This is a genomic window from Serratia sp. MF1(2023) (assembly GCF_030954545.1).
GTDB lineage: Bacteria > Pseudomonadota > Gammaproteobacteria > Enterobacterales > Enterobacteriaceae > Serratia > Serratia sarumanii.
This window is the reverse complement of record NZ_JAVHUX010000050.1, coordinates 150,941-169,245: the sequence shown is the minus strand read 5'-3', so window position 1 is coordinate 169,245 and position 18,305 is coordinate 150,941. Positions and strand designations below refer to the sequence as shown.

The 18,305-nt window shown below is 61.7% G+C and carries 16 protein-coding genes; 8 read left to right on the top strand and 8 right to left on the bottom strand.

The window, feature by feature from the left end:
* The first annotated feature begins 92 nt into the window (after nucleotides 1–92).
* Together deoD and yjjJ are read left to right on the top strand one after the other, a co-directional pair.
* Complete coding sequence (deoD, locus tag REA38_RS24485; protein ID WP_033652875.1) at nucleotides 93–824, top strand: purine-nucleoside phosphorylase; 732 nt, start codon at nucleotides 93–95, stop codon at nucleotides 822–824.
* Between the two features lie 137 nt (nucleotides 825–961).
* The gene (yjjJ, locus tag REA38_RS24480; RefSeq protein WP_308886789.1) at nucleotides 962–2,305 is read left to right on the top strand and encodes a type II toxin-antitoxin system HipA family toxin YjjJ; all 1,344 of its coding nucleotides are present in this window, start codon (nucleotides 962–964) and stop codon (nucleotides 2,303–2,305) included.
* A 1-nt stretch (nucleotide 2,306) separates the two neighbouring features.
* On the opposite strand, the gene REA38_RS24475 is transcribed toward yjjJ, so the two are convergent.
* Entirely contained in the window at nucleotides 2,307–2,990 is a 684-nt protein-coding gene (locus REA38_RS24475) for a YtjB family periplasmic protein (protein WP_033637029.1), read from the bottom strand.
* 110 nt (nucleotides 2,991–3,100) lie between these two features.
* On the opposite strand from REA38_RS24475, the gene serB reads away from it, so the two are divergent.
* The 4 genes from serB to REA38_RS24455 all read left to right on the top strand — a co-directional run bounded on the left by serB (nucleotide 3,101) and on the right by REA38_RS24455 (nucleotide 8,382).
* Complete coding sequence (gene serB / locus REA38_RS24470) at nucleotides 3,101–4,078, top strand: phosphoserine phosphatase (protein WP_016929162.1); 978 nt, start codon at nucleotides 3,101–3,103, stop codon at nucleotides 4,076–4,078.
* Between the two features lie 19 nt (nucleotides 4,079–4,097).
* Nucleotides 4,098–5,483 carry a DNA repair protein RadA gene (gene radA / locus REA38_RS24465; protein ID WP_025159617.1) on the top strand — a complete coding sequence of 462 codons (1,386 nt, stop codon included), beginning with the start codon at nucleotides 4,098–4,100 and terminating at the stop codon, nucleotides 5,481–5,483.
* Between the two features lie 58 nt (nucleotides 5,484–5,541).
* Complete coding sequence (gene nadR / locus REA38_RS24460) at nucleotides 5,542–6,816, top strand: multifunctional transcriptional regulator/nicotinamide-nucleotide adenylyltransferase/ribosylnicotinamide kinase NadR (protein ID WP_060422523.1); 1,275 nt, start codon at nucleotides 5,542–5,544, stop codon at nucleotides 6,814–6,816.
* 132 nt (nucleotides 6,817–6,948) lie between these two features.
* Complete coding sequence (locus tag REA38_RS24455; RefSeq protein WP_060439107.1) at nucleotides 6,949–8,382, top strand: glycosyltransferase family 39 protein; 1,434 nt, start codon at nucleotides 6,949–6,951, stop codon at nucleotides 8,380–8,382.
* A gap of 31 nt (nucleotides 8,383–8,413) precedes the next feature.
* On the opposite strand, the gene REA38_RS24450 is transcribed toward REA38_RS24455, so the two are convergent.
* Nucleotides 8,414–9,415 carry a zinc-binding alcohol dehydrogenase family protein gene (locus REA38_RS24450; protein ID WP_043148173.1) on the bottom strand — a complete coding sequence of 334 codons (1,002 nt, stop codon included), beginning with the start codon at nucleotides 9,413–9,415 and terminating at the stop codon, nucleotides 8,414–8,416.
* A gap of 97 nt (nucleotides 9,416–9,512) precedes the next feature.
* On the opposite strand from REA38_RS24450, the gene REA38_RS24445 reads away from it, so the two are divergent.
* A complete protein-coding gene (locus REA38_RS24445) occupies nucleotides 9,513–10,424 on the top strand; it encodes a LysR family transcriptional regulator (protein WP_033637033.1) in 912 nt (303 codons plus the stop codon).
* Between the two features lie 41 nt (nucleotides 10,425–10,465).
* Here REA38_RS24445 and REA38_RS24440 read toward each other — a convergent pair whose 3' ends face one another.
* Entirely contained in the window at nucleotides 10,466–11,461 is a 996-nt protein-coding gene (locus tag REA38_RS24440) for an NADP-dependent oxidoreductase (RefSeq protein ID WP_089187581.1), read from the bottom strand.
* Between the two features lie 13 nt (nucleotides 11,462–11,474).
* Nucleotides 11,475–12,443, bottom strand: a complete 969-nt coding sequence (locus tag REA38_RS24435) for an SDR family NAD(P)-dependent oxidoreductase (protein WP_308886786.1) — start codon at nucleotides 12,441–12,443, stop codon at nucleotides 11,475–11,477.
* Nucleotides 12,444–12,606: 163 nt separating this feature from the next.
* On the opposite strand from REA38_RS24435, the gene REA38_RS24430 reads away from it, so the two are divergent.
* Nucleotides 12,607–13,512: an AraC family transcriptional regulator gene (locus tag REA38_RS24430; protein WP_060419498.1), complete on the top strand. Its 906-nt coding sequence runs from the start codon at nucleotides 12,607–12,609 to the stop codon at nucleotides 13,510–13,512.
* Nucleotides 13,513–13,541: 29 nt separating this feature from the next.
* On the opposite strand, the gene ettA is transcribed toward REA38_RS24430, so the two are convergent.
* From ettA to REA38_RS24410, 4 genes are all read right to left on the bottom strand, one after another.
* Entirely contained in the window at nucleotides 13,542–15,209 is a 1,668-nt protein-coding gene (ettA, locus tag REA38_RS24425) for an energy-dependent translational throttle protein EttA (protein WP_025159620.1), read from the bottom strand.
* 142 nt (nucleotides 15,210–15,351) lie between these two features.
* Nucleotides 15,352–15,849, bottom strand: coding sequence for an OmpA family protein (locus tag REA38_RS24420; RefSeq protein WP_033649136.1), 498 nt, complete (start codon nucleotides 15,847–15,849; stop codon nucleotides 15,352–15,354).
* A 38-nt stretch (nucleotides 15,850–15,887) separates the two neighbouring features.
* Nucleotides 15,888–17,135 carry a diguanylate cyclase domain-containing protein gene (locus REA38_RS24415; protein ID WP_033637037.1) on the bottom strand — a complete coding sequence of 416 codons (1,248 nt, stop codon included), beginning with the start codon at nucleotides 17,133–17,135 and terminating at the stop codon, nucleotides 15,888–15,890.
* A complete protein-coding gene (locus tag REA38_RS24410) occupies nucleotides 17,132–17,743 on the bottom strand; it encodes a YfiR family protein (RefSeq protein WP_369783288.1) in 612 nt (203 codons plus the stop codon). The genes REA38_RS24415 and REA38_RS24410 overlap by 4 nt, the downstream gene beginning before the upstream one ends.
* Nucleotides 17,744–18,305 lie beyond the last annotated feature (562 nt).

Sequence of the window (18,305 nt, the reverse complement as noted above, 5' to 3'; positions counted from 1 at the left end):
GATTCACCCGCTAGCTGCCTAGCTGCAACTCGAAATTCAAGGCTTAGATGTTTGACGTTTTTATTAAATAAGATTTCTAAAGGAAGAAAATTATGGCTACGCCGCACATTAATGCTGAGATGGGTGATTTCGCTGACGTAGTACTGATGCCGGGCGATCCGCTGCGTGCAAAATACATCGCCGAAACCTTCCTGGAAGGCGCGGTGGAAGTGAACAACGTGCGCGGCATGTTGGGCTTCACCGGCACCTACAAAGGCCGCCGCATCTCCGTAATGGGCCACGGCATGGGCATCCCGTCCTGCTCCATCTATGCGCGCGAGCTGATCGCAGAATTCGGCGTGAAGAAGATCATTCGTGTGGGCTCCTGCGGCGCGGTGCGTGACGATATCAAACTGCGTGACGTGGTGATCGGCATGGGCGCGTGCACCGACTCCAAGGTGAACCGTCTGCGCTTCAAGGACAACGACTACGCGGCGATCGCCGACTTCGACATGGTGCGCAACGCGGTCGACGCGGCGGCGGCGCAGGGCATCCCGGCGCGCGTGGGCAACATCTTCTCCGCCGATCTGTTCTACACCCCGGATCCGGACATGTTCCAGGTGATGAAGAAGTACGGCATCCTGGGCGTGGAAATGGAAGCGGCCGGCATCTACGGCGTGGCGGCAGAGCTGTACGAAGAGTTCGGCTGCAAGGCGCTGACCATCTGCACCGTGTCCGACCACATCCTGCGTCACGAAGCGACCACGGCGGCGGAACGCCAGACCACCTTTAACGACATGATCGTTATCGCGCTGGAATCCGTGCTGCTGGGCGACAAAGCGTAATACCCCGGCGGGCGTCATCCTGGCGCCCGCCCGTCAATCTATTCATTCCGCTTGGCCAGTTTTGGCTAACGCTTTACCTTTCTGCCATTTAACGCTATTACTTCCTTTATCAATCTATTCACCAATCTATTCATCCGATGCTCACCGTTGAACAAGTTTTGCGTCATGGGCCGGCTACGGCTCGTCAACTGACAGAAGCGTTAGGCATCAGCCAGCCGACGCTATCGCGCCGTCTCCGTGAACTGGCGGGCGCCGTATTGATCCTCGGTAAAGGTAAGGCGACGCGCTATGCGTTGCGGCGCGGGATCGACGGTGAGAGGCAGTTTCCGCTATATCGGGTTGATGAACGGGGTAAGGCGCACTTGTTTGCCACGCTTTGCCCGCTTTATCCTGCCGATAACTGTGTGGTGTGCGATGAGCGCAGCGGAGAGTGGCAGCTCTATGACGGCATGCCATGGTATTTGAACGACCTACGGCCGATTGGCTTTCTCGGGCGAGCCTGGGGAAAAGCAGCGGCGCGCGAGTTGAATTTGCCGGAGGATGTGCGGCGATGGGATGAAGGTCAACGCTTGTTGGCGCTCTGCCGTTATGGCGAAGACATGACCGGCGATCTGTTGCCTGGTGCCGACAGCTATCAGCGTTGGTTAATGCGGGATACTGCCGTCGCCATCACGATGGAAGATAAAATCGAGCGTTACGCCGCATTGTCTGTCCAGGCGCTGGCCGGGGAGCTGGTAGGCTCTTCCGCCGGTGGCGAGCAACCCAAGTTTGCCGCCTATGCTGAGCTGGCGCCAGGTCGCCGTGCGCATGTTTTGGTGAAGTTCAGCCTGGCGCCGACGCATGTCATTGCACAACGCTGGAGCGATTTGCTGATCGCCGAGTCGCTGGCGTTGCAGACGGTCGCCGCTGCGGGATTGCCTGCCGCATCGGCGCAAATCCTGTTCGGTGCTGACCGACAATGCTTTTTAGAGATCGAGCGCTTTGATCGCATCGGTGAAGAAGGGAGGGTAGCGATGGTGTCGCTGGAGGCGCTGGATGCCGAGTTCAGCGGCAGCGGCCACGCCAACTGGGTCGTGGCCGCTGAGCGGCTATTGCAGCTAGGGGTGATCGATCACTCAGTCTACCAACGGGTTGCCCTGTATTGGGCCTTTGGCCGGTTGATCGCCAACAGCGATATGCACCAAGGCAACCTGTCGTTCTTGCGGATAACCCAGCGGCCGGTCATGTTGGCGCCTTTGTATGATATGTTGCCGATGGCTTTTGCCCCGGCAAGCAGCGGTAATCTGCGCCACGACGCGCTGGAGATCCGTTTGAGCAACGAGGTGAGCGGCGCCGTCTGGCGGCAAGCGGAGCTATTGGCTCTCGAGTTCTGGCGGCGAACGGCGCAACATGACGACATCAGCGAGGCGTTCCGGGCGATTGCCGAGCAAATGTTGGTGCAACTGCAGAAGCTGCACGAGCGCATTCAGCGCCTGGCCTGAGTTACCCCTTCTTCGGCGCTTCCTGTTTTGCCTCAGGCGCATCCTCTTCGTCGTCTTCCACCGTATTTCCTTCTGCCAACGGCGTGTTGGCGGTCAACAGGTACGGCGACTGCTGCCAGCGGCTGCGGCGGTGTTGCAGCAGGGTGCGCGCCAGAATGATGCCGATCGCCAGCGCCAGCAGGATCATCAGGCGCAGCAGGTTGGTGGTGTTGTCCACCTGCTTGGATTCGGTCGCCAGCACGTGGGTGTCGAGGGTGATGCGGATAAAGCCGATCGGGCCGTCTTTGCCCTGAATGGATTCGACCAACTGGTGGTTGAAGTAGCTGCCGGCGCGCTTGCCGTCGAGCGACAGCCGATCGCGTATACTTATCTGCTCCCCGGCGTGGGAGACCAGCGTGCCGTCCAGCTGATACACGCTGACGTCGAGAATGCGGCTGTGATCGGTGAGCTGCTTGAGGATGGCGTCGATGCGCGGGTTGTTGCCGTCGTCGTCCAGCAGCGGCGCCAGGCTGTAGGCGACCTGTTTGGTCAGCGTCTGCGCCAGCTCTTCGACCTGTTCGGATCGCGCCATTTGGTGACTCAAGCTAAAATAAGAGGCACCCTGCATCAGAAGCACCAGCAAAGCCAGGCAAATCAGGATAATAGCGGTACGGTGCAGGCGAAATTTCAGTTTAGCGCGAGCCATGCAGGTTCCTTGGGCATCGGGGACACTTTATGTTGCCAGAACCGCTGGCGATAGGATAGCTTGATGCGTCGTTTTATCATGCAGCGTTTTTGTCCATTCAGGAGTCAATGATGTCAAACAGTCTGACCTATTGCGATCTTCCGGCGGAGATCTCTCAATGGCCGGGTCTTCCCCTTTCGCTCAGCGGCGACGAAGTGATGCCGCTGGACTACCGGGCGGGCAATACCGGGTGGCTGTTATACGGCAGAAAGCTGGACAAGGCGCGCATTACACAATTCCAACGCAAGCTGGGCGCGGCGATGGTGATCGTCACCGCCTGGGGCGTGGACGACTATCAGGTGGTGCGCCTGGCGGGCACCTTGACGCCGCGCGCCAAGCTGCTGGCGGCGGAGAGCGGGCTGGACGTGGCGCCGCTCGGCAAGATCCCGCACCTGCGCACGCCGGGGCTGCTGGTGATGGACATGGATTCGACGGCGATCGAGATCGAGTGCATCGACGAGATCGCCAAGCTGGCGGGCGTCGGCGAACAGGTGGCGGAAGTTACCGAACGCGCGATGCGCGGCGAGCTGGACTTTACCGCCAGCCTGCGCCAGCGCGTCGGCACGCTGAAAGGGGCCGACGCCAACATCCTCAAGCAGGTGCGCGACGAGCTGCCGCTGATGCCGGGGCTGACCAGCCTGGTGGGCAAGCTGCAGGCGATGGGCTGGCATGTGGCGATCGCCTCCGGCGGCTTCACCTACTACGCCGAATACCTGCGCAACCGGCTGCGGCTGGTGGCGGCGGCGGCTAATGAGCTGGAGATCCGTGACGGCAAGCTGACCGGCGAAGTGCTGGGGCCGGTGGTGGACGCGCAGTTCAAAGCCGATACGCTGCTGCGGCTGGCGGAGAAGCTGGAGATCCCGCTGGCGCAGACCGTAGCCATCGGCGACGGCGCCAACGATTTGAAAATGATGCAGGCGGCGGGGTTGGGCATCGCCTACCACGCCAAGCCGAAAGTGTATGAAAAAGCGCAGGTGGCGATCCGGCATGCGGATCTGATGGGCGTGCTGTGCATTCTCACCGGCAGCCTGAAACACGAAGTGCGATAACGAAAGATTGAGGTAAGACGTGGCAAAAGCGGCAAAACGGGCATTTGTGTGCAATGAGTGCGGGGCGGACTATCCGCGTTGGCAGGGGCAGTGCAGCGCCTGTCATGCCTGGAACACCATCACGGAAGTGCGTTTGGCCGCGTCGCCCGCAGCGGCGCGCAACGATCGCCTCAGCGGCTATGCCGGCGACGCCGGCGTCAGCAAGGTGCAGAAGCTGTCGGAAATCAGCCTTGAGGCGCTGCCGCGCTTCACCACCGGCTTTCTCGAGTTCGATCGCGTGCTGGGCGGCGGCGTGGTGCCCGGCAGCGCCATTCTGATCGGCGGCAACCCCGGCGCCGGCAAGAGCACCCTGTTGCTGCAGGTGCTGTGCAAACTGTCCGAACAGATGAAAACCCTGTACGTCACCGGCGAGGAGTCGCTGCAGCAGGTGGCGATGCGCGCTCATCGGCTGGGGCTGCCGACCGGCGGCCTGAACATGCTGTCGGAAACCAGCATCGAGCAGATCTGCCTGATCGCCGAGCAGGAACAGCCGAAGCTGATGGTGATCGACTCGATCCAGGTGATGCACATGGCGGACATTCAGTCTTCGCCGGGCAGCGTGGCCCAGGTGCGCGAAACCGCCGCCTACCTGACGCGCTTCGCCAAGACGCGCGGCGTGGCGATCGTCATGGTCGGCCACGTCACCAAAGACGGCTCGCTGGCCGGGCCGAAAGTGCTGGAACACTGCATCGACTGTTCGGTGCTGCTGGACGGCGACGCCGATTCCCGCTTCCGCACCCTGCGCAGCCACAAGAACCGCTTCGGCGCGGTCAACGAGCTGGGGGTGTTCGCCATGACCGAACAGGGGCTGCGCGAAGTCAGCAACCCTTCGGCGATCTTCCTCAGCCGCGGCGATGAAGTCACTTCCGGCAGTTCGGTGATGGTGGTGTGGGAAGGCACCCGGCCGCTGCTGGTGGAGATCCAGGCGCTGGTGGATCACTCGATGATGTCCAACCCGCGCCGCGTGGCGGTGGGCCTGGAGCAGAACCGGTTGGCGATCCTGCTGGCGGTGCTGCACCGGCACGGCGGGCTGCAGATGTCGGATCAGGACGTGTTCGTCAACGTGGTCGGCGGGGTGAAGGTCAGCGAGACCAGCGCCGATCTGGCGCTGCTGATGTCGTTGGTCTCGAGCCTGCGCGATCGGCCGCTGCCGAACGATCTGGTGGTGTTCGGCGAAGTGGGGCTGGCGGGAGAAATCCGTCCGGTGCCGAGCGGCCAGGAGCGCATCTCCGAAGCGGCCAAGCACGGTTTCAAGCGCGCCATCGTGCCGCACGGCAACATGCCGAAGAAGCCGCCGGCCAACATGCAGGTGTTTGGGGTCAAGAAGCTGGCGGACGCGCTCGACGTGCTGGAAGAGTTTTATTAATGTCGCCGACGGCGAGTAAGATATGCTATTTTGTTTAGCATACTAAACGGAGGTGGCCATGCCGCAATTTGATTACCTGAAGACGTCCATTAAGCAAAAGGGCTGTACTTTGCAGCAGGTGGCGGATGCCAGCGGCATGACCAAGGGCTATCTGAGCCAGCTGTTGAACGACAAAATCAAAAGCCCGAGCGCGCAAAAGCTCGAGGCGCTGCACCGTTTTCTCGGGCTGGAGTTCCCGCGTAAAGAGGTCAAAGTCGGCGTGGTGTTTGGTAAATTTTACCCGCTGCACACCGGCCACATCTATCTGATCCAGCGCGCCTGCAGCCAGGTGGACGAACTTCACGTTATCTTGTGCCACGATGAACCGCGCGACCGCGAGCTGTTCGAGAACAGTTCGATGTCGCAACAGCCAACGGTCAGCGATCGCCTGCGCTGGCTGCTGCAGACCTTCAAGTACCAGAAAAACATCCATATCCACTCGTTCGACGAGCAGGGCATCGAACCCTATCCGCACGGCTGGAACGTGTGGAGCGACGGCATGAAGGCCTTTATGGAACAGAAGGGCATCGTGCCGAGCTTCATCTATTCCAGCGAAGCGCAGGATGCGCCGCGCTACCGCGAGCATCTGGGCATCGAAACCATCTTGGTCGATCCCGAGCGTTCGTTCATGAACATCAGCGGCAATCAGATCCGCCAGGATCCGTTCCGCTATTGGGACTACATCCCGACCGAGGTGAAGCCGTTCTTCGTGCGCACCGTGGCGATCCTCGGCGGCGAGTCGAGCGGCAAGTCGACGCTGGTCAACAAGCTGGCCAACATCTTCAACACCACCAGCGCCTGGGAATATGGCCGCGATTACGTGTTTTCGCACCTGGGCGGCGACGAGATGGCGCTGCAGTACTCCGACTACGACAAAATCGCCCTCGGGCAGGCGCAATACGTGGATTTCGCGGTCAAGTACGCCAACAAGGTGGCGTTTATCGATACCGATTTCGTCACCACCCAGGCGTTTTGCAAAAAGTACGAGGGGCGTGAACACCCCTTCGTGCAGGCGCTGATCGACGAATACCGTTTCGATCTGGTGATCCTGTTGGAAAACAACACGCCGTGGGTGGCGGACGGCCTGCGCAGCCTTGGCAGCGCCGCCGATCGCCTGGCGTTCCAGCATTTGCTGGAGGAAATGTTGTGCGCCAACAACATCGAGTATGTGCACGTCGAGTCCAGCGATTACGAAGAGCGTTTCCTGCGCTGCGTCGAGCTGGTGCAGCAGCTGCTGGCGGCGGACGCCGGCCGGTTGGCGAATGCGCCCGCCCATCGCCACGCCGCAGGCTGAGAAAATTAGCGGAATGTGCGGTCGCGGCGGCAGAAACGCCTCTGTGGCGCACATTTAACGGCTTGTTTAAACATGGTTCATTCGGTAGCGACTAGGTTAAGATTTTCTTTACAATAACGCTCAGAAGAAGACATGTCTTATCGCTTACTCGCTCTCTGGTTGATCTGCTATGCCGCAGCCTGGACGCTGCTGACCGTTCATCTCGATCCCACCCTGCCTTACGACGCCGTCGAGGCGCTCAACTGGGGCCTCAACGCCGAGTGGGGCTCACCGAAAAATCCTTGGCTGGTCGGTGCGGCGATGCAGCCGGCGATCTGGCTCCCGTGGCTGCCGCTGAACCTGTACTGGTATGGCGGGCACTTCATCGCCATCGCCATCGGCATGTTGGGCGTCTGGCTATTGGCGCGCCGCCTGAGCGGCAGCACCTCGCTGGCCTGGATGGCGCTGCTGACGCTCAACCTGTCCGGCATCATCAATTTCGACATCATTCCCTACAACGACAATTACCTGTTGGTGATGCTGTGGCCGTGGATGGCGCTGTTCTTCCACCTGGCGATCTCGCGTTCGGCCAACTGGTGGCCGGCTTTCGCATTGGTGGCCGGTCTGGCGATGATGGCGAAATACTCGACCTTCGCCTTCGTCTATTTCGCGGCGCTGTCGACGCTGTTCGTACCGCAGATCCGCCGCTGCTATCGCCAGCCGCAGTTCTATCTGGCGGTGGCGATCTGGTTGGCGCTGGTGCTGCCGAACCTGTTCTGGCTGTGGAACCATGACTTCGCCGCCTTCAAGTGGGTGGATTCGCAGATCAAGATGCAGCTCAACCTCGATATGCTGCAGTCGCTGCTGCTGGTGTTCTATCCGTCGCTGGCGCTGTGGGTGATCCTGCGGCGCAGCGGGGCGGTGCTGGCCTGGCCAGCGGCGTTGCCGATGCGGGTGTTGCTGTGGGTCTACCTGTTGCCGCTCGGCATCATTACCTTCTGGTTCTCTTTCAACGTCGGCGGCCGGCTGACCGAGTGGCTGCAGCCGTTCTTCATGCTGGCGCCCGCGCTGCTGGTCGGCTGCGTGCGCCAGCCGCCGGTGCGTTCGCTGCGCGCGGCGACCATCGGGCTGATGTGCGCGGCGCTGGCGGTCTATCTGGGGTATGCCGCGGTGATGCTGGGCAACGTGCGCAACGCCGGCCAGAAAATGGTGGGTATCAAGGCGTTCAGCGTCGGAGTGGAGCGGCTGTGGCAGGAGCGGTATGGCGTCAGCCTGCGCTACGTCGGCGGCGAATACCTGTCGCAGTGGATGACGGTGTACGCCGGCTCCCGGCCGCAGACCATTACGCGCTGGTCCAATCATACGCGCCCGAATATCTACAACGTCAACATCAGCTATCCGCAGATTGCGCAGCACGGTGTCGCCCTGTTCGGGCGGTTGGGTGAAGACTGCGCGCACAGCGACTTCGGCGGCGAGCTGGCCCACTGGCCGAAGATGCGCCTCGATTGGCAGCAGACGCTGACGTTCCGCGCCGATCCGCATGCCGACGAGCAAGCGCTGTGCGTCGGCTTCGTTCGTCCGCAGTAACGGCGGCGCAAAACGCCGCCGCGATTCAGGCTTAGTAAGCGATAACCAGCTTGCCTTGCATATGGCCGCCGAGCAGCCGTTGATGCGCGGCGGTCAGCGTCTCTACCGACAGCCCGTGCAGGGTTTCGCTCAGCGTGGTGCTCAGCTTGCCCTCGTCCAGCAGCTGCGCCACCTGCTGCAGGATGCGCCCCTGCTGCGCGATGTCCGGGGTGGTGAACATGCTGCGGGTGAACATGAATTCCCAGTGCAGCGCGGCGCTTTTCAGCTTCAGCGCGTTTTGATCCAACGGCTGCGCGTTCTCGACGATGGTGCAGATATGGCCCAGCGGCGCGACCAGCTCGGCCATCGCCGGCCAGTGGCCGTCGGTATCGTTCAGGCACAGGATGTAATCCACCTGCTCGATGCCGTGCTGCGCCAGCTCGCCCTTCAGATCGCGGTAGTCCACCACCAGATCGGCGCCGCGCTCACGGCACCAGGCGGCGGATTCCGGCCTTGAGGCGGTGGCGATCACTTTCACCTTGCTGCGCAGCGCGGCCAGCGGAATGGCCAGCGAGCCGACGCCGCCGGCGCCGCCGATGATCAGCAGCGTCTTGTTCTCCGGCGCGTCCTGAATGTTCAGGTGTTCGAACAGCGCTTCCCAGGCGGTGAGGGCGGTGAGCGGCAGGGCGGCGGACTCGGCCCAGTTCAGGCTGCGCGGCTTGTGCGCGGCGATGCGTGAGTCGATCAACTGGTGGCTGCTGTTGCTGCCGGGGCGGGTGATGTCGCCGGCGTACCACACTTCATCGCCGGGCTTGAAGCCGCTGACGCCGCTGCCCACGTCTACCACCACGCCGCTGGCGTCCCAGCCGAGGATGCGCGGCTGCTGCAGGCCGCTCTTTTGCAGACCGGCGTGCACTTTGGTGTCCACTGGGTTGACCGACGCCGCTTTCACTGCCACCAGTAGATCGTACTGGCCGGGAACCGGCATTTCCGGTGAGATTTCGATGAAACCGGCGGGGTTCTGCGGGTCTACGGCAATGGCTTTTATCGACATGATTGTGCTCCTTTTAAATGATGCCCCCAGTGTAGACCCGCGGCAGTGGGGTGATAAGATGGACAATATCTAACGGAGTGTTCGTTTAAGGTGAACAATGGAATTCAAACAGCTGCAGGACATGGCGCTGTTCGCGCTGGTGGCGGAGTGCGGCAGCTTCACCGCCGCCGCGCAGCGCGTCGGGTTGCCGAAGTCCAGCGTCAGCCAGCGCATCAGCCAGCTCGAACAGACGCTGGGGCTGCGCTTGCTCAATCGCACCACGCGCCAACTGAACCTGACCTTCGCCGGTGAGCGCTATCTGGAACATTGTCAGGCGATGATGTCCGCCGCGGAACGCGCCGATCTGGCGTTGCAGCGGCTGCGCGATAACCCGAGCGGCCGCCTGCGCATTTCAACGCCCGCCGGGCTGGGGGCGACCCTGGTGGCGCGGCTGGCGGCGGATTTTCAGCGCCAATACCCGGACGTTTCGCTGGAGGTGTCGGTGTCCGATGCCATGGTGGATCTGGTACAGGAAGGCTTCGACGCCGCGCTGCGCACCGGCAAGCCGCAGGATTCTTCGCTGATCGGTCGCCGTCTCGGGTATGCGCCGCGCTATCTGTTGGCCGCGCCGTCTTATCTGGCGCAGCATCCGCCGATCGAACACCCGCAGCAGCTGCAACAGCATCGCTGCATTGCCCACCGCGCCTGGACGGCCTGGAACCTGCGCTGCGGCGATGACTATTACCGCTGGCAGCTGCCGCTGGCGCACACCACCGACAACCTGCTGTATGCGCGTGAATGCGCTATCGCCGGCGCGGGGATCACGCTGTTGCCGGCGTTTCTCAGCCGCGAGGTGGTGGCGCAGAAGCTGTTGGTGGAAGTCTTGCCGGCGTGGCGCGCGGAGGGCAACGAGCTGTATCTGGTTTACCCGAGCCGCAAGCTGAATTCCCCGGCGCTGGCCTGCTTCATAGATGTGGTGCTGCAGCATCCGGCGTTCGACGACTACGCCCGCGAGCTGCCGCGGGAATAAGAACCAAGGAAGCCCAGGCCACTCCTGGGTTAAACAAGATATTACGTCACTTGCACGATGCGCTTTCCTGTGTTTTCCCCCGCCAGCAGGCCAACCAGGGCCGCGGGCAGCAGCTCAAAACCGGCGATCAGATCTTCGATGACCGCTAATTTCTTCTCCGCGACCCAGGCCGTGAGCGCCGTCAGCGCCTGTTCTTGTCGGTGAAGGAAGTCGGCCAACAGGAACCCCCGCATCGTCAAGCTGTGGACGATCAGCAAACCGGGGATCCCGGCCGGCGCGGCCGGTGGGGAGGCCGTATCGTACTGCGACACCGCGCCGCAGCAAACAATGCGCCCCTGTTTCGCCATGTGCGGCAGGCAGGCCGCCAAAATATCGCCGCCGACGTTGTCGAACAGCACGTCAATGCCGTTGGGGCACGAGCGGCGCAGGCCGTCATGCAGATTCCCCGCCTTATAATCTATCGCCGCGTCGAAACCCAGCCTGTCCGTCAGCAGAGCCGTTTTGGCGGCGCCGCCGGCAATGCCCACCGTGCGGCAGCCGTGGAGCCGGGCGATTTGTCCGGCGAACATGCCTACCGCCCCTGCGGCGGCGGAAATGACGACGGTTTCACCGGCCTTGGGGCGTCCGCATTCCAGCAGGCCGAAGTAAGCGGTGAGTCCGGGCACGCCGTAAACGCTGAGCAAGTGCGTATGCGGAACGATGTCCGGCTGTTTGAGCGCCTCAGCCGCCGGCAGGGCCGTGAAGGTTTGCCAGCCGGTTTCCGCCAACACGATATCGCCGGCGGCCAGCAGGGAAGAGCGCGACGTGACGACTTCGGCCAGCGTCGTCGCGGCCATGATGTCTCCTGGCTGCAATCCGGAACGATAGGTGACGCCCTGCATCCAGGCTCTGCTGGCCGCATCCAAAGGCACGTAAAGCGTGCGCAACAGAACCTCTCCGGGGCCGGGGATCGGCATCGGGGTCTCGCGAGTCTGAAAACAATCGACGGTCAGCTTTCCCTGTGGGAGTTTACCGAGGATGATTTGGCGATTCTGCATAGGGGGCTCCTGTTTAAATCTTGCCGAAGATGTCGATGCCGGTGAGTTGCGCCGACAATTCCCACAGGCGTTGGGCCTGTTCAGGATCGACGGCGTAGCTTTTTACGCCGCTGAAGGAAAGGCCCTCGTCATCGTTGCGCCGGGCGATATCGCAGTCTTCGCAATACAATCCGCCAAGGCCATTGAGTTGAGGCGATGTCGCCGCCCACACCTGGGTTGCCGCACCCTGTTGCGGCGTTTTCAGCATTTCCGGGTGTGCGGGTTTGCCGTCGGCGTCGATCCAGTCCAATGCGAACATCTCTTCCTGCGAGAGGTAACGCTGCAGTGGCGTGGGGATCATGCCGGGATGCAGCGTGAAGGCGCGTACACCGGCGGCTCGTCCTCGTTTGTCGAGGTGCACGGCGAATAACGCATTAGCGGTTTTCGACTGGCCGTAGGCCCGCCACTTGTCATAGCCGCTGTGAAACTGCACGTCATTCCAGCGTATGGCGCTGGCATGGTGGCCGGAAGAGGAGATGACGACAACGCGGGCGCCGCCCGCCAATGCCGGCCAGAGGTGGTTCACCAGCGCGTAATGCCCCAGGTGGTTGATCGCGAATTGTGCCTCCCAGCCTGGGCCGATGCGGGTTTCAGGACAGGCCATGATGCCGGCGCCGCAGATCACCATATCGAGGTGGACGCCGGTCACCAGAAGATGTTGCGCGAACTCTCTGATGTTGCTCAGATCGGCCAAATCAAGCTTATAAATGTCGACGTTGCTGATACCGGCGAGGGCCAGACGAGTGCGGGCGATGACGGGATCGCGGGCGGCGACAATCACCTGTGCTCCCGCCTGCGTCAATGCGCGAGTCGTTTCCAACCCCAGGCCGGAATGGCCGCCGGTGACCAGCGCCGTCATGCCGGCCAGTTGACGATCTTTGAGCACGTCGGTGGCGGTGGTGGTGGCGTTGAAGCCAGAGCCGATGGGCGTTTGTTTGTTCATTGGGGATTCCTCGCTGTGGTTGGCTGTGACACAGGGAGTGTAAATCGGCGCTATCCGGCGGATGAATGCAACAAAAACCTAATTTCTGTCGCCATCGTCCTAAAGTCTTCGGCCAGCGCATCGCGCGGGTTATGCTCTTGCAAGATCTTTATGGGGAGAGGATATGGATCCTTTATCGGAAGTGCTGGCGCCACTGAACAGCCAGAATGCGTTTTTCGGCGGCCTGAAGGCCGGCGGCGACTGGGCCGTTCATTTTCCCGCTCCTCAAGGCGGGAAGTTCAACGCGGTGGTGCGCGGCGGCTGTTGGTTGGCGGCGGAAGGGCTGGCAGAACCGCTGTGGCTGGCGGCCGGCGACTGTTTACTGCTGACTCGCAGCCTGCCGCTGACCGTCGGCAGCGACTTGTCTCTTCCGGCGCTCGACGCCGACGCGCTTTATCTGCAGGCGCAAAACGGCGTGGCGCGCTGCGGCGAGGGGGACACGTGCCTGTTTATCGGCGGCCGTTTTAGCTTTGGCGAGGAGGTGGAGCGGCTGTTCGGCAGCCTGCCCGCGTTGATGGTGATCCGCGGGGGCACGGAAGAGGCAGCCGTGCTGCAATGGGCGCTGCAGCGGCTGGCGGATGAGCTGGTGAGGCCTTCGCCGGGCAGTACGTTGATGGCGCATCATCTGGGGCAAATCATGTTGACCCAGGCGCTGCGGATTTACCTGATGGGGGAGGAGAGTGCGGCGTCCGGCTGGCTACCCGCTTTGTTCGATCCGCGCATCGGCGCCGCGATGCAGGCGGTACATGCCGATCCGGCCCGGCGCTGGACGGTGGCGGCGTTGGCCGATGCGGCGAGCGTTTCCCGTTCGACGTTGGCGCTGCGCTTCAAGCAGAAAGCCGGCATGGCGCCGCTCGAGTACGTGTCGCGCTGGCGCATGCTGCTGGCGGCGCGGGCGCTGCGTACCGGCGGCGAACCGATCTCCGCTATCGCGCAGCGTTTGGGGTACGATTCCGACAGCGCTTTCAGCCACGCGTTCAAACGCGTGATGGCGTGCTCACCGCGCGACTATCGCCGGGCGCAGGCGTAAAAAAGGCGCCGCATGCGGCGCCTCGGGCATTACTTGGCGATCTTCTTGTACTTGATGCGGTGCGGCTCAAGCGCATCGGCGCCCAGCGTACGCTTTTTGTACTCTTCGTACTCGGTGAAGTTGCCTTCGAAGAATTCCACCTTGCCTTCATCCTGGTAGTCCAGAATGTGGGTGGCGATACGGTCGAGGAACCAACGGTCGTGCGAGATCACCATGGCGCAGCCAGGGAATTCCAGCAGGGCGTTTTCCAGCGCGCGCAGGGTTTCGATATCCAGGTCGTTGGTCGGTTCATCGAGCAGCAGCACGTTGCCGCCAACCTGCAGCAGCTTGGCCAGGTGCAGACGGCCACGCTCACCGCCGGACAGCTCGCCCACGCGTTTGCCCTGATCGACGCCCTTGAAGTTGAAGCGGCCGACATAGGCGCGGCTCGGCATCTCGGTGTTGCCGATGCGCATGATGTCCTGCCCGCCGGAGACTTCTTCCCACACGGTTTTCGAACCGTCCATGCTGTCGCGGAACTGATCGACGGACGCCAGCTTGACGGTGTCGCCCAGCACGATGCTGCCGGAATCAGGCTGTTCCTGGCCGGACATCATGCGGAACAGCGTGGATTTACCCGCGCCGTTCGGGCCGATGATGCCGACGATTGCCCCTTTCGGCACCGAGAACGACAGGTCGTCGATCAGCAGGCGGTCGCCGTAGGACTTGCGCAGGTTGCTGACTTCGACCACTTTGTCGCCCAGGCGTGCGCCAGGTGGAATGAACAGTTCGTTGGTTTCGTTACGTTTCTGGTATTCGGTGTTGTTCAGCTCTTCGAAGCGGGCCAAACGGGCCTTGCCTTTGGACTGACGGCCTTTGGCGCCCTGACGCACCCACTCCAGCTCTTTCTCGATCGACTTGCGGCGAGCGGCTTCGGCGGACGCTTCCTGCGCCAGACGCGCGTCTTTCTGCTCCAGCCAGGAAGAGTAGTTGCCTTCCCACGGGATGCCCTCGCCGCGGTCCAGTTCGAGGATCCAGCCGGCCACGTTATCCAGGAAGTAACGGTCGTGGGTAATCGCCACCACGGTGCCTTCGAAGTCGTGCAGGAAGCGTTCCAGCCAGGCCACGGACTCGGCGTCCAGGTGGTTGGTCGGTTCGTCCAGCAGCAGCATGTCCGGCTTTTCCAGCAGCAGGCGGCACAGCGCGACGCGGCGGCGTTCACCCCCGGACAGGTGGGCGATTTTGGCGTCCCAGTCCGGCAGGCGCAGCGCGTCGGCTGCGCGTTCCAGTTGGGCGTTGAGGTTGTGACCGTCGTGCGCCTGAATGATCTCTTCCAGGCGGCCCTGTTCGGCGGCCAGCTTGTCGAAGTCTGCGCCTTCTTCGGCGTACAGCGCGTACACTTCGTCCAGGCGTTTCAGCGCGCCGACCACTTCCGCCAGCGCTTCTTCCACCGACTCACGCACGGTGTGTTCGAGGTTAAGCTGCGGCTCCTGCGGCAGGTAACCGATCTTGATGCCCGGCTGCGGGCGCGCTTCCCCTTCGATATCGGTATCGATGCCGGCCATGATGCGCAGCAGGGTGGACTTACCGGCGCCGTTCAGGCCCAGTACGCCGATTTTGGCCCCGGGGAAGAAGCTCAGGGAGATGTTTTTCAAAATATGACGCTTCGGCGGTACCACCTTGCCGACGCGGTGCATGGTATAGACGTATTGAGCCACGTTGCTCTAAGCCTCTCTATATCAGTATTTATAGGATGTCTGGCGGCATGAGTGTAGCCCGTTTCGATCTCGGATCCCAGACATCGCTCAGCGATCGCTAAGTATAACCGTTTATGCGCCGATAAAGGCGCATATTGGTGGCTTATGGCGTGACGACGATCGCGACGCGGCGGTTTTCCGCGCGGCCGCTGGAGGTGCGGTTGTCGGCAACGGGATCGCGTTTGCCCATGCCGCGGGTTTCGATATTGGCGCGCGGAATGCCGACGCTGGCCAGCAGATCGGCCACCGCATCGGCGCGGCGCAGAGAGAGCTGGTCGTTATAGCTGTCTTCACCGTAGTTGTCGGTATGGCCGTCCAGGCGGAACTTGGTGATGCCGACGCTCAGCAGCGCGCGGCCCATCTTCTGCACCGTCTCGGTGCTTTCCGGGTTCAGCTTGCCGATGTTGTTGCCGAACAGCACTTTATCCGACAGGCCGAACTCCCAGCCGTTATCGGTCAGCTTGAAGCCCTGCGATTGCAGCAGCGCGATCTGCTCGGGCGTCAGGCCCTGCGGTTTGCTCTGGCAGCCGGCGAGCGCCAGCAGGGCGACGAACACCATCGTCAGCAGTGAAAAACGACCTTTAAACAGTTGCTGTATCATAGTCAAAATCCCTAGTTCAAGTGTTATAGCCGGGGCTCTTATTTATGTATAGCCAGCCGCCAGCCTCCGTTATAACGATGCTTTGCCTGATACATCGCATCGTCAGCTTCGTGCAAAAGACCCTGAGGCGTCGACGCGTGATCAGGGTACAGCGCAATACCGATACTCAGAGAGGTAATGACCGCCTCGTCGTTCGGCAAAATGACCGGTTGCGTCATGCAATCGATGATGTTGTCAGCGATCTGCAGGACATCTTCCGTGCCGTGTACCGGCGCCAGCAGCACGGCGAATTCATCCCCGCCCAGACGCGCGACCAGATCGGTCTCGCGCAGCTGCGCGCGAATGCGCCCGGCAATGGTGGTCAGCACCGCATCGCCTGCGGCGTGGCCGTAACTGTCGTTCACCTCCTTGAAGCGATCGCCGTCGATAAACAGCACCGCCAATTTCGCCGGCGGTTCGATATCGCCCAGCGCCCGGCTCAGCCGCCCTTCGAAGAAGGCGCGGTTCGGCAAGCCGGTCAGGCTGTCGTGCGTCGCCCGGTGAGCCAGCGAGTCGTTCTCCTGCTTCAGATGGGCCTGCCAGGCCTCCAGCTCGTCGAGCAAGCCGTTGAAATCGTTGCTGAGCTCATGCAGCTCGGCGATCGGCGCCGACGGCACCCGCAGGCCGAAGGTGCGATCGCGGCGCACCGCGTGCGCCACGTTGGCGATGTCGTCCAGCGAACTGACGATGCCGACCAGCATACGGCGCGACAACACCAGAGCGCACAGGGTGCTGAGCACCATGCAGGCGATCATGCCGACCAGGCCACGCAACAGGAAACGCAACAGGCTGCCGCCGTTGCCGCTCAACCAGACCTGGCCAACCTGTTTGCCCCCGTGAGAAATAGGCAGTATGACCGGTTCGGGCAGCGCCCAGTGCGCAACCATCTGCTCCAGACCGTGCAGCGGGCTGTCGGAGGGATGGCGCCAGCTGGCCAGCATCTTGCCTTTATTATCCAGAATGCGCGCCTCCAGGATCTCTTCGTTGGAGGCGATCAGCATCAGCGCCTCACGCGCGGCGACGCCGTCTTCAAACACCACGGCGGCCTCGACGGTATAGCTGATGGAGCGCGCGATCAGGTGCAGGTTGTGGTCGGCATAGGCGCGCAGCGCAAACAGCGCCACCAGCGTCAAAAAGATGCCGGCGGTGCCGACGGCGATCAGCGCCAGCCCAAGATGCACCCGCTGCAGCACTCGGCCCAGCGTCGGGCGCGCATTGCCGGCGCGGTTTCTGTGCAACAGCCTCATAGCGGCGGCGCCTGTTTGCGTGCCAGCTGCAGCACGTTGGGGTGAACGCGCACGCCGCTGCGCGCCAGAGCGTCCAGGTTGACCTTGAAACTGGCCTGGTCCCCATCGATCTGCAGGCAAAATGCGCTGCCGGCGGAGCATTCGCTATCGTTCTCGCTGATGCTGAGAATGGAGTTGCCGGAAATGCGCTGCATGAAATTTTGTCTCTGCGCGGCGGTGATGTTCCCTAAGTAGATGACATCGCAGCCGGTACTCAGCGTTGGGCTGTCGAACGGCACGCGCTCGGCTTTAATCGGACGCGGGGCGCTCAGCAGGATCGGATCGAACAGCCCTTCGGCATACTGGGTGGGTGCGGTCACGCACAAGCGGATCGGATTGGGTTCACGCGACCAGCGGGCGTAGCTGATGATGCCTACCACCACGGTCGTCACGGCGTGCGTGCGTTTTTGATAGGGATCATCGGCGGCGCGCGCAGGCCCGGACAACGTCAGCAGCACCAACAACACGATCAGCAGCAGGCGACCGATATTCAGACGTGCGCCAAGGAAGCCCGGCACGGGGCTTTTTGCGCAACGCATCGCTATCGCGGTCTTATTCGCCATCTTCACCCGCCATTCCGGCCTGATCCACCGCCCGCAGGCCGTGGCCTGACAAGGAAAAGTTCGGCCCGCTTGAAGGGACAATCGTTTTGCTGAAAGCTGTCAGTCGCACTGCCTAATGAACACTATCTCACCCATAATTGGCGCGGATTGTATTATAAGATGTCTTCGTTGGGCGCTTTATGTGCTGTTTTCTCGGAATTATCCTACTTATTTTTGATAGTATAAAAATGCCTACCCGGGTTTGCCACCGCTTTTCTGCAAAGTTGGCGCGTTTGGCCAGCTGTCAGGCGATTTGCGCAACGGCGGCGTCATCTCACAAATGCAATAATGTCATAGCTAATAATTAAAAATTATTTTACTTCTCTTATAAATGCCGGGGTGGCTAATAAAAATCCGGTGGCTGGAAATATCCCGTCGGCCTGATTTGTCAGCCAAAGTAAACGTTTTTTACCTGGCTCCCGTCATGGCGATACACTTCTTCTTCTACAGTATTGAATGGATGAGCGATTGCGCTGTCTATGGTAGATGTCTGCGTCCGGGCCGTGCGCCCGGCTTTATTTTGTCCCGC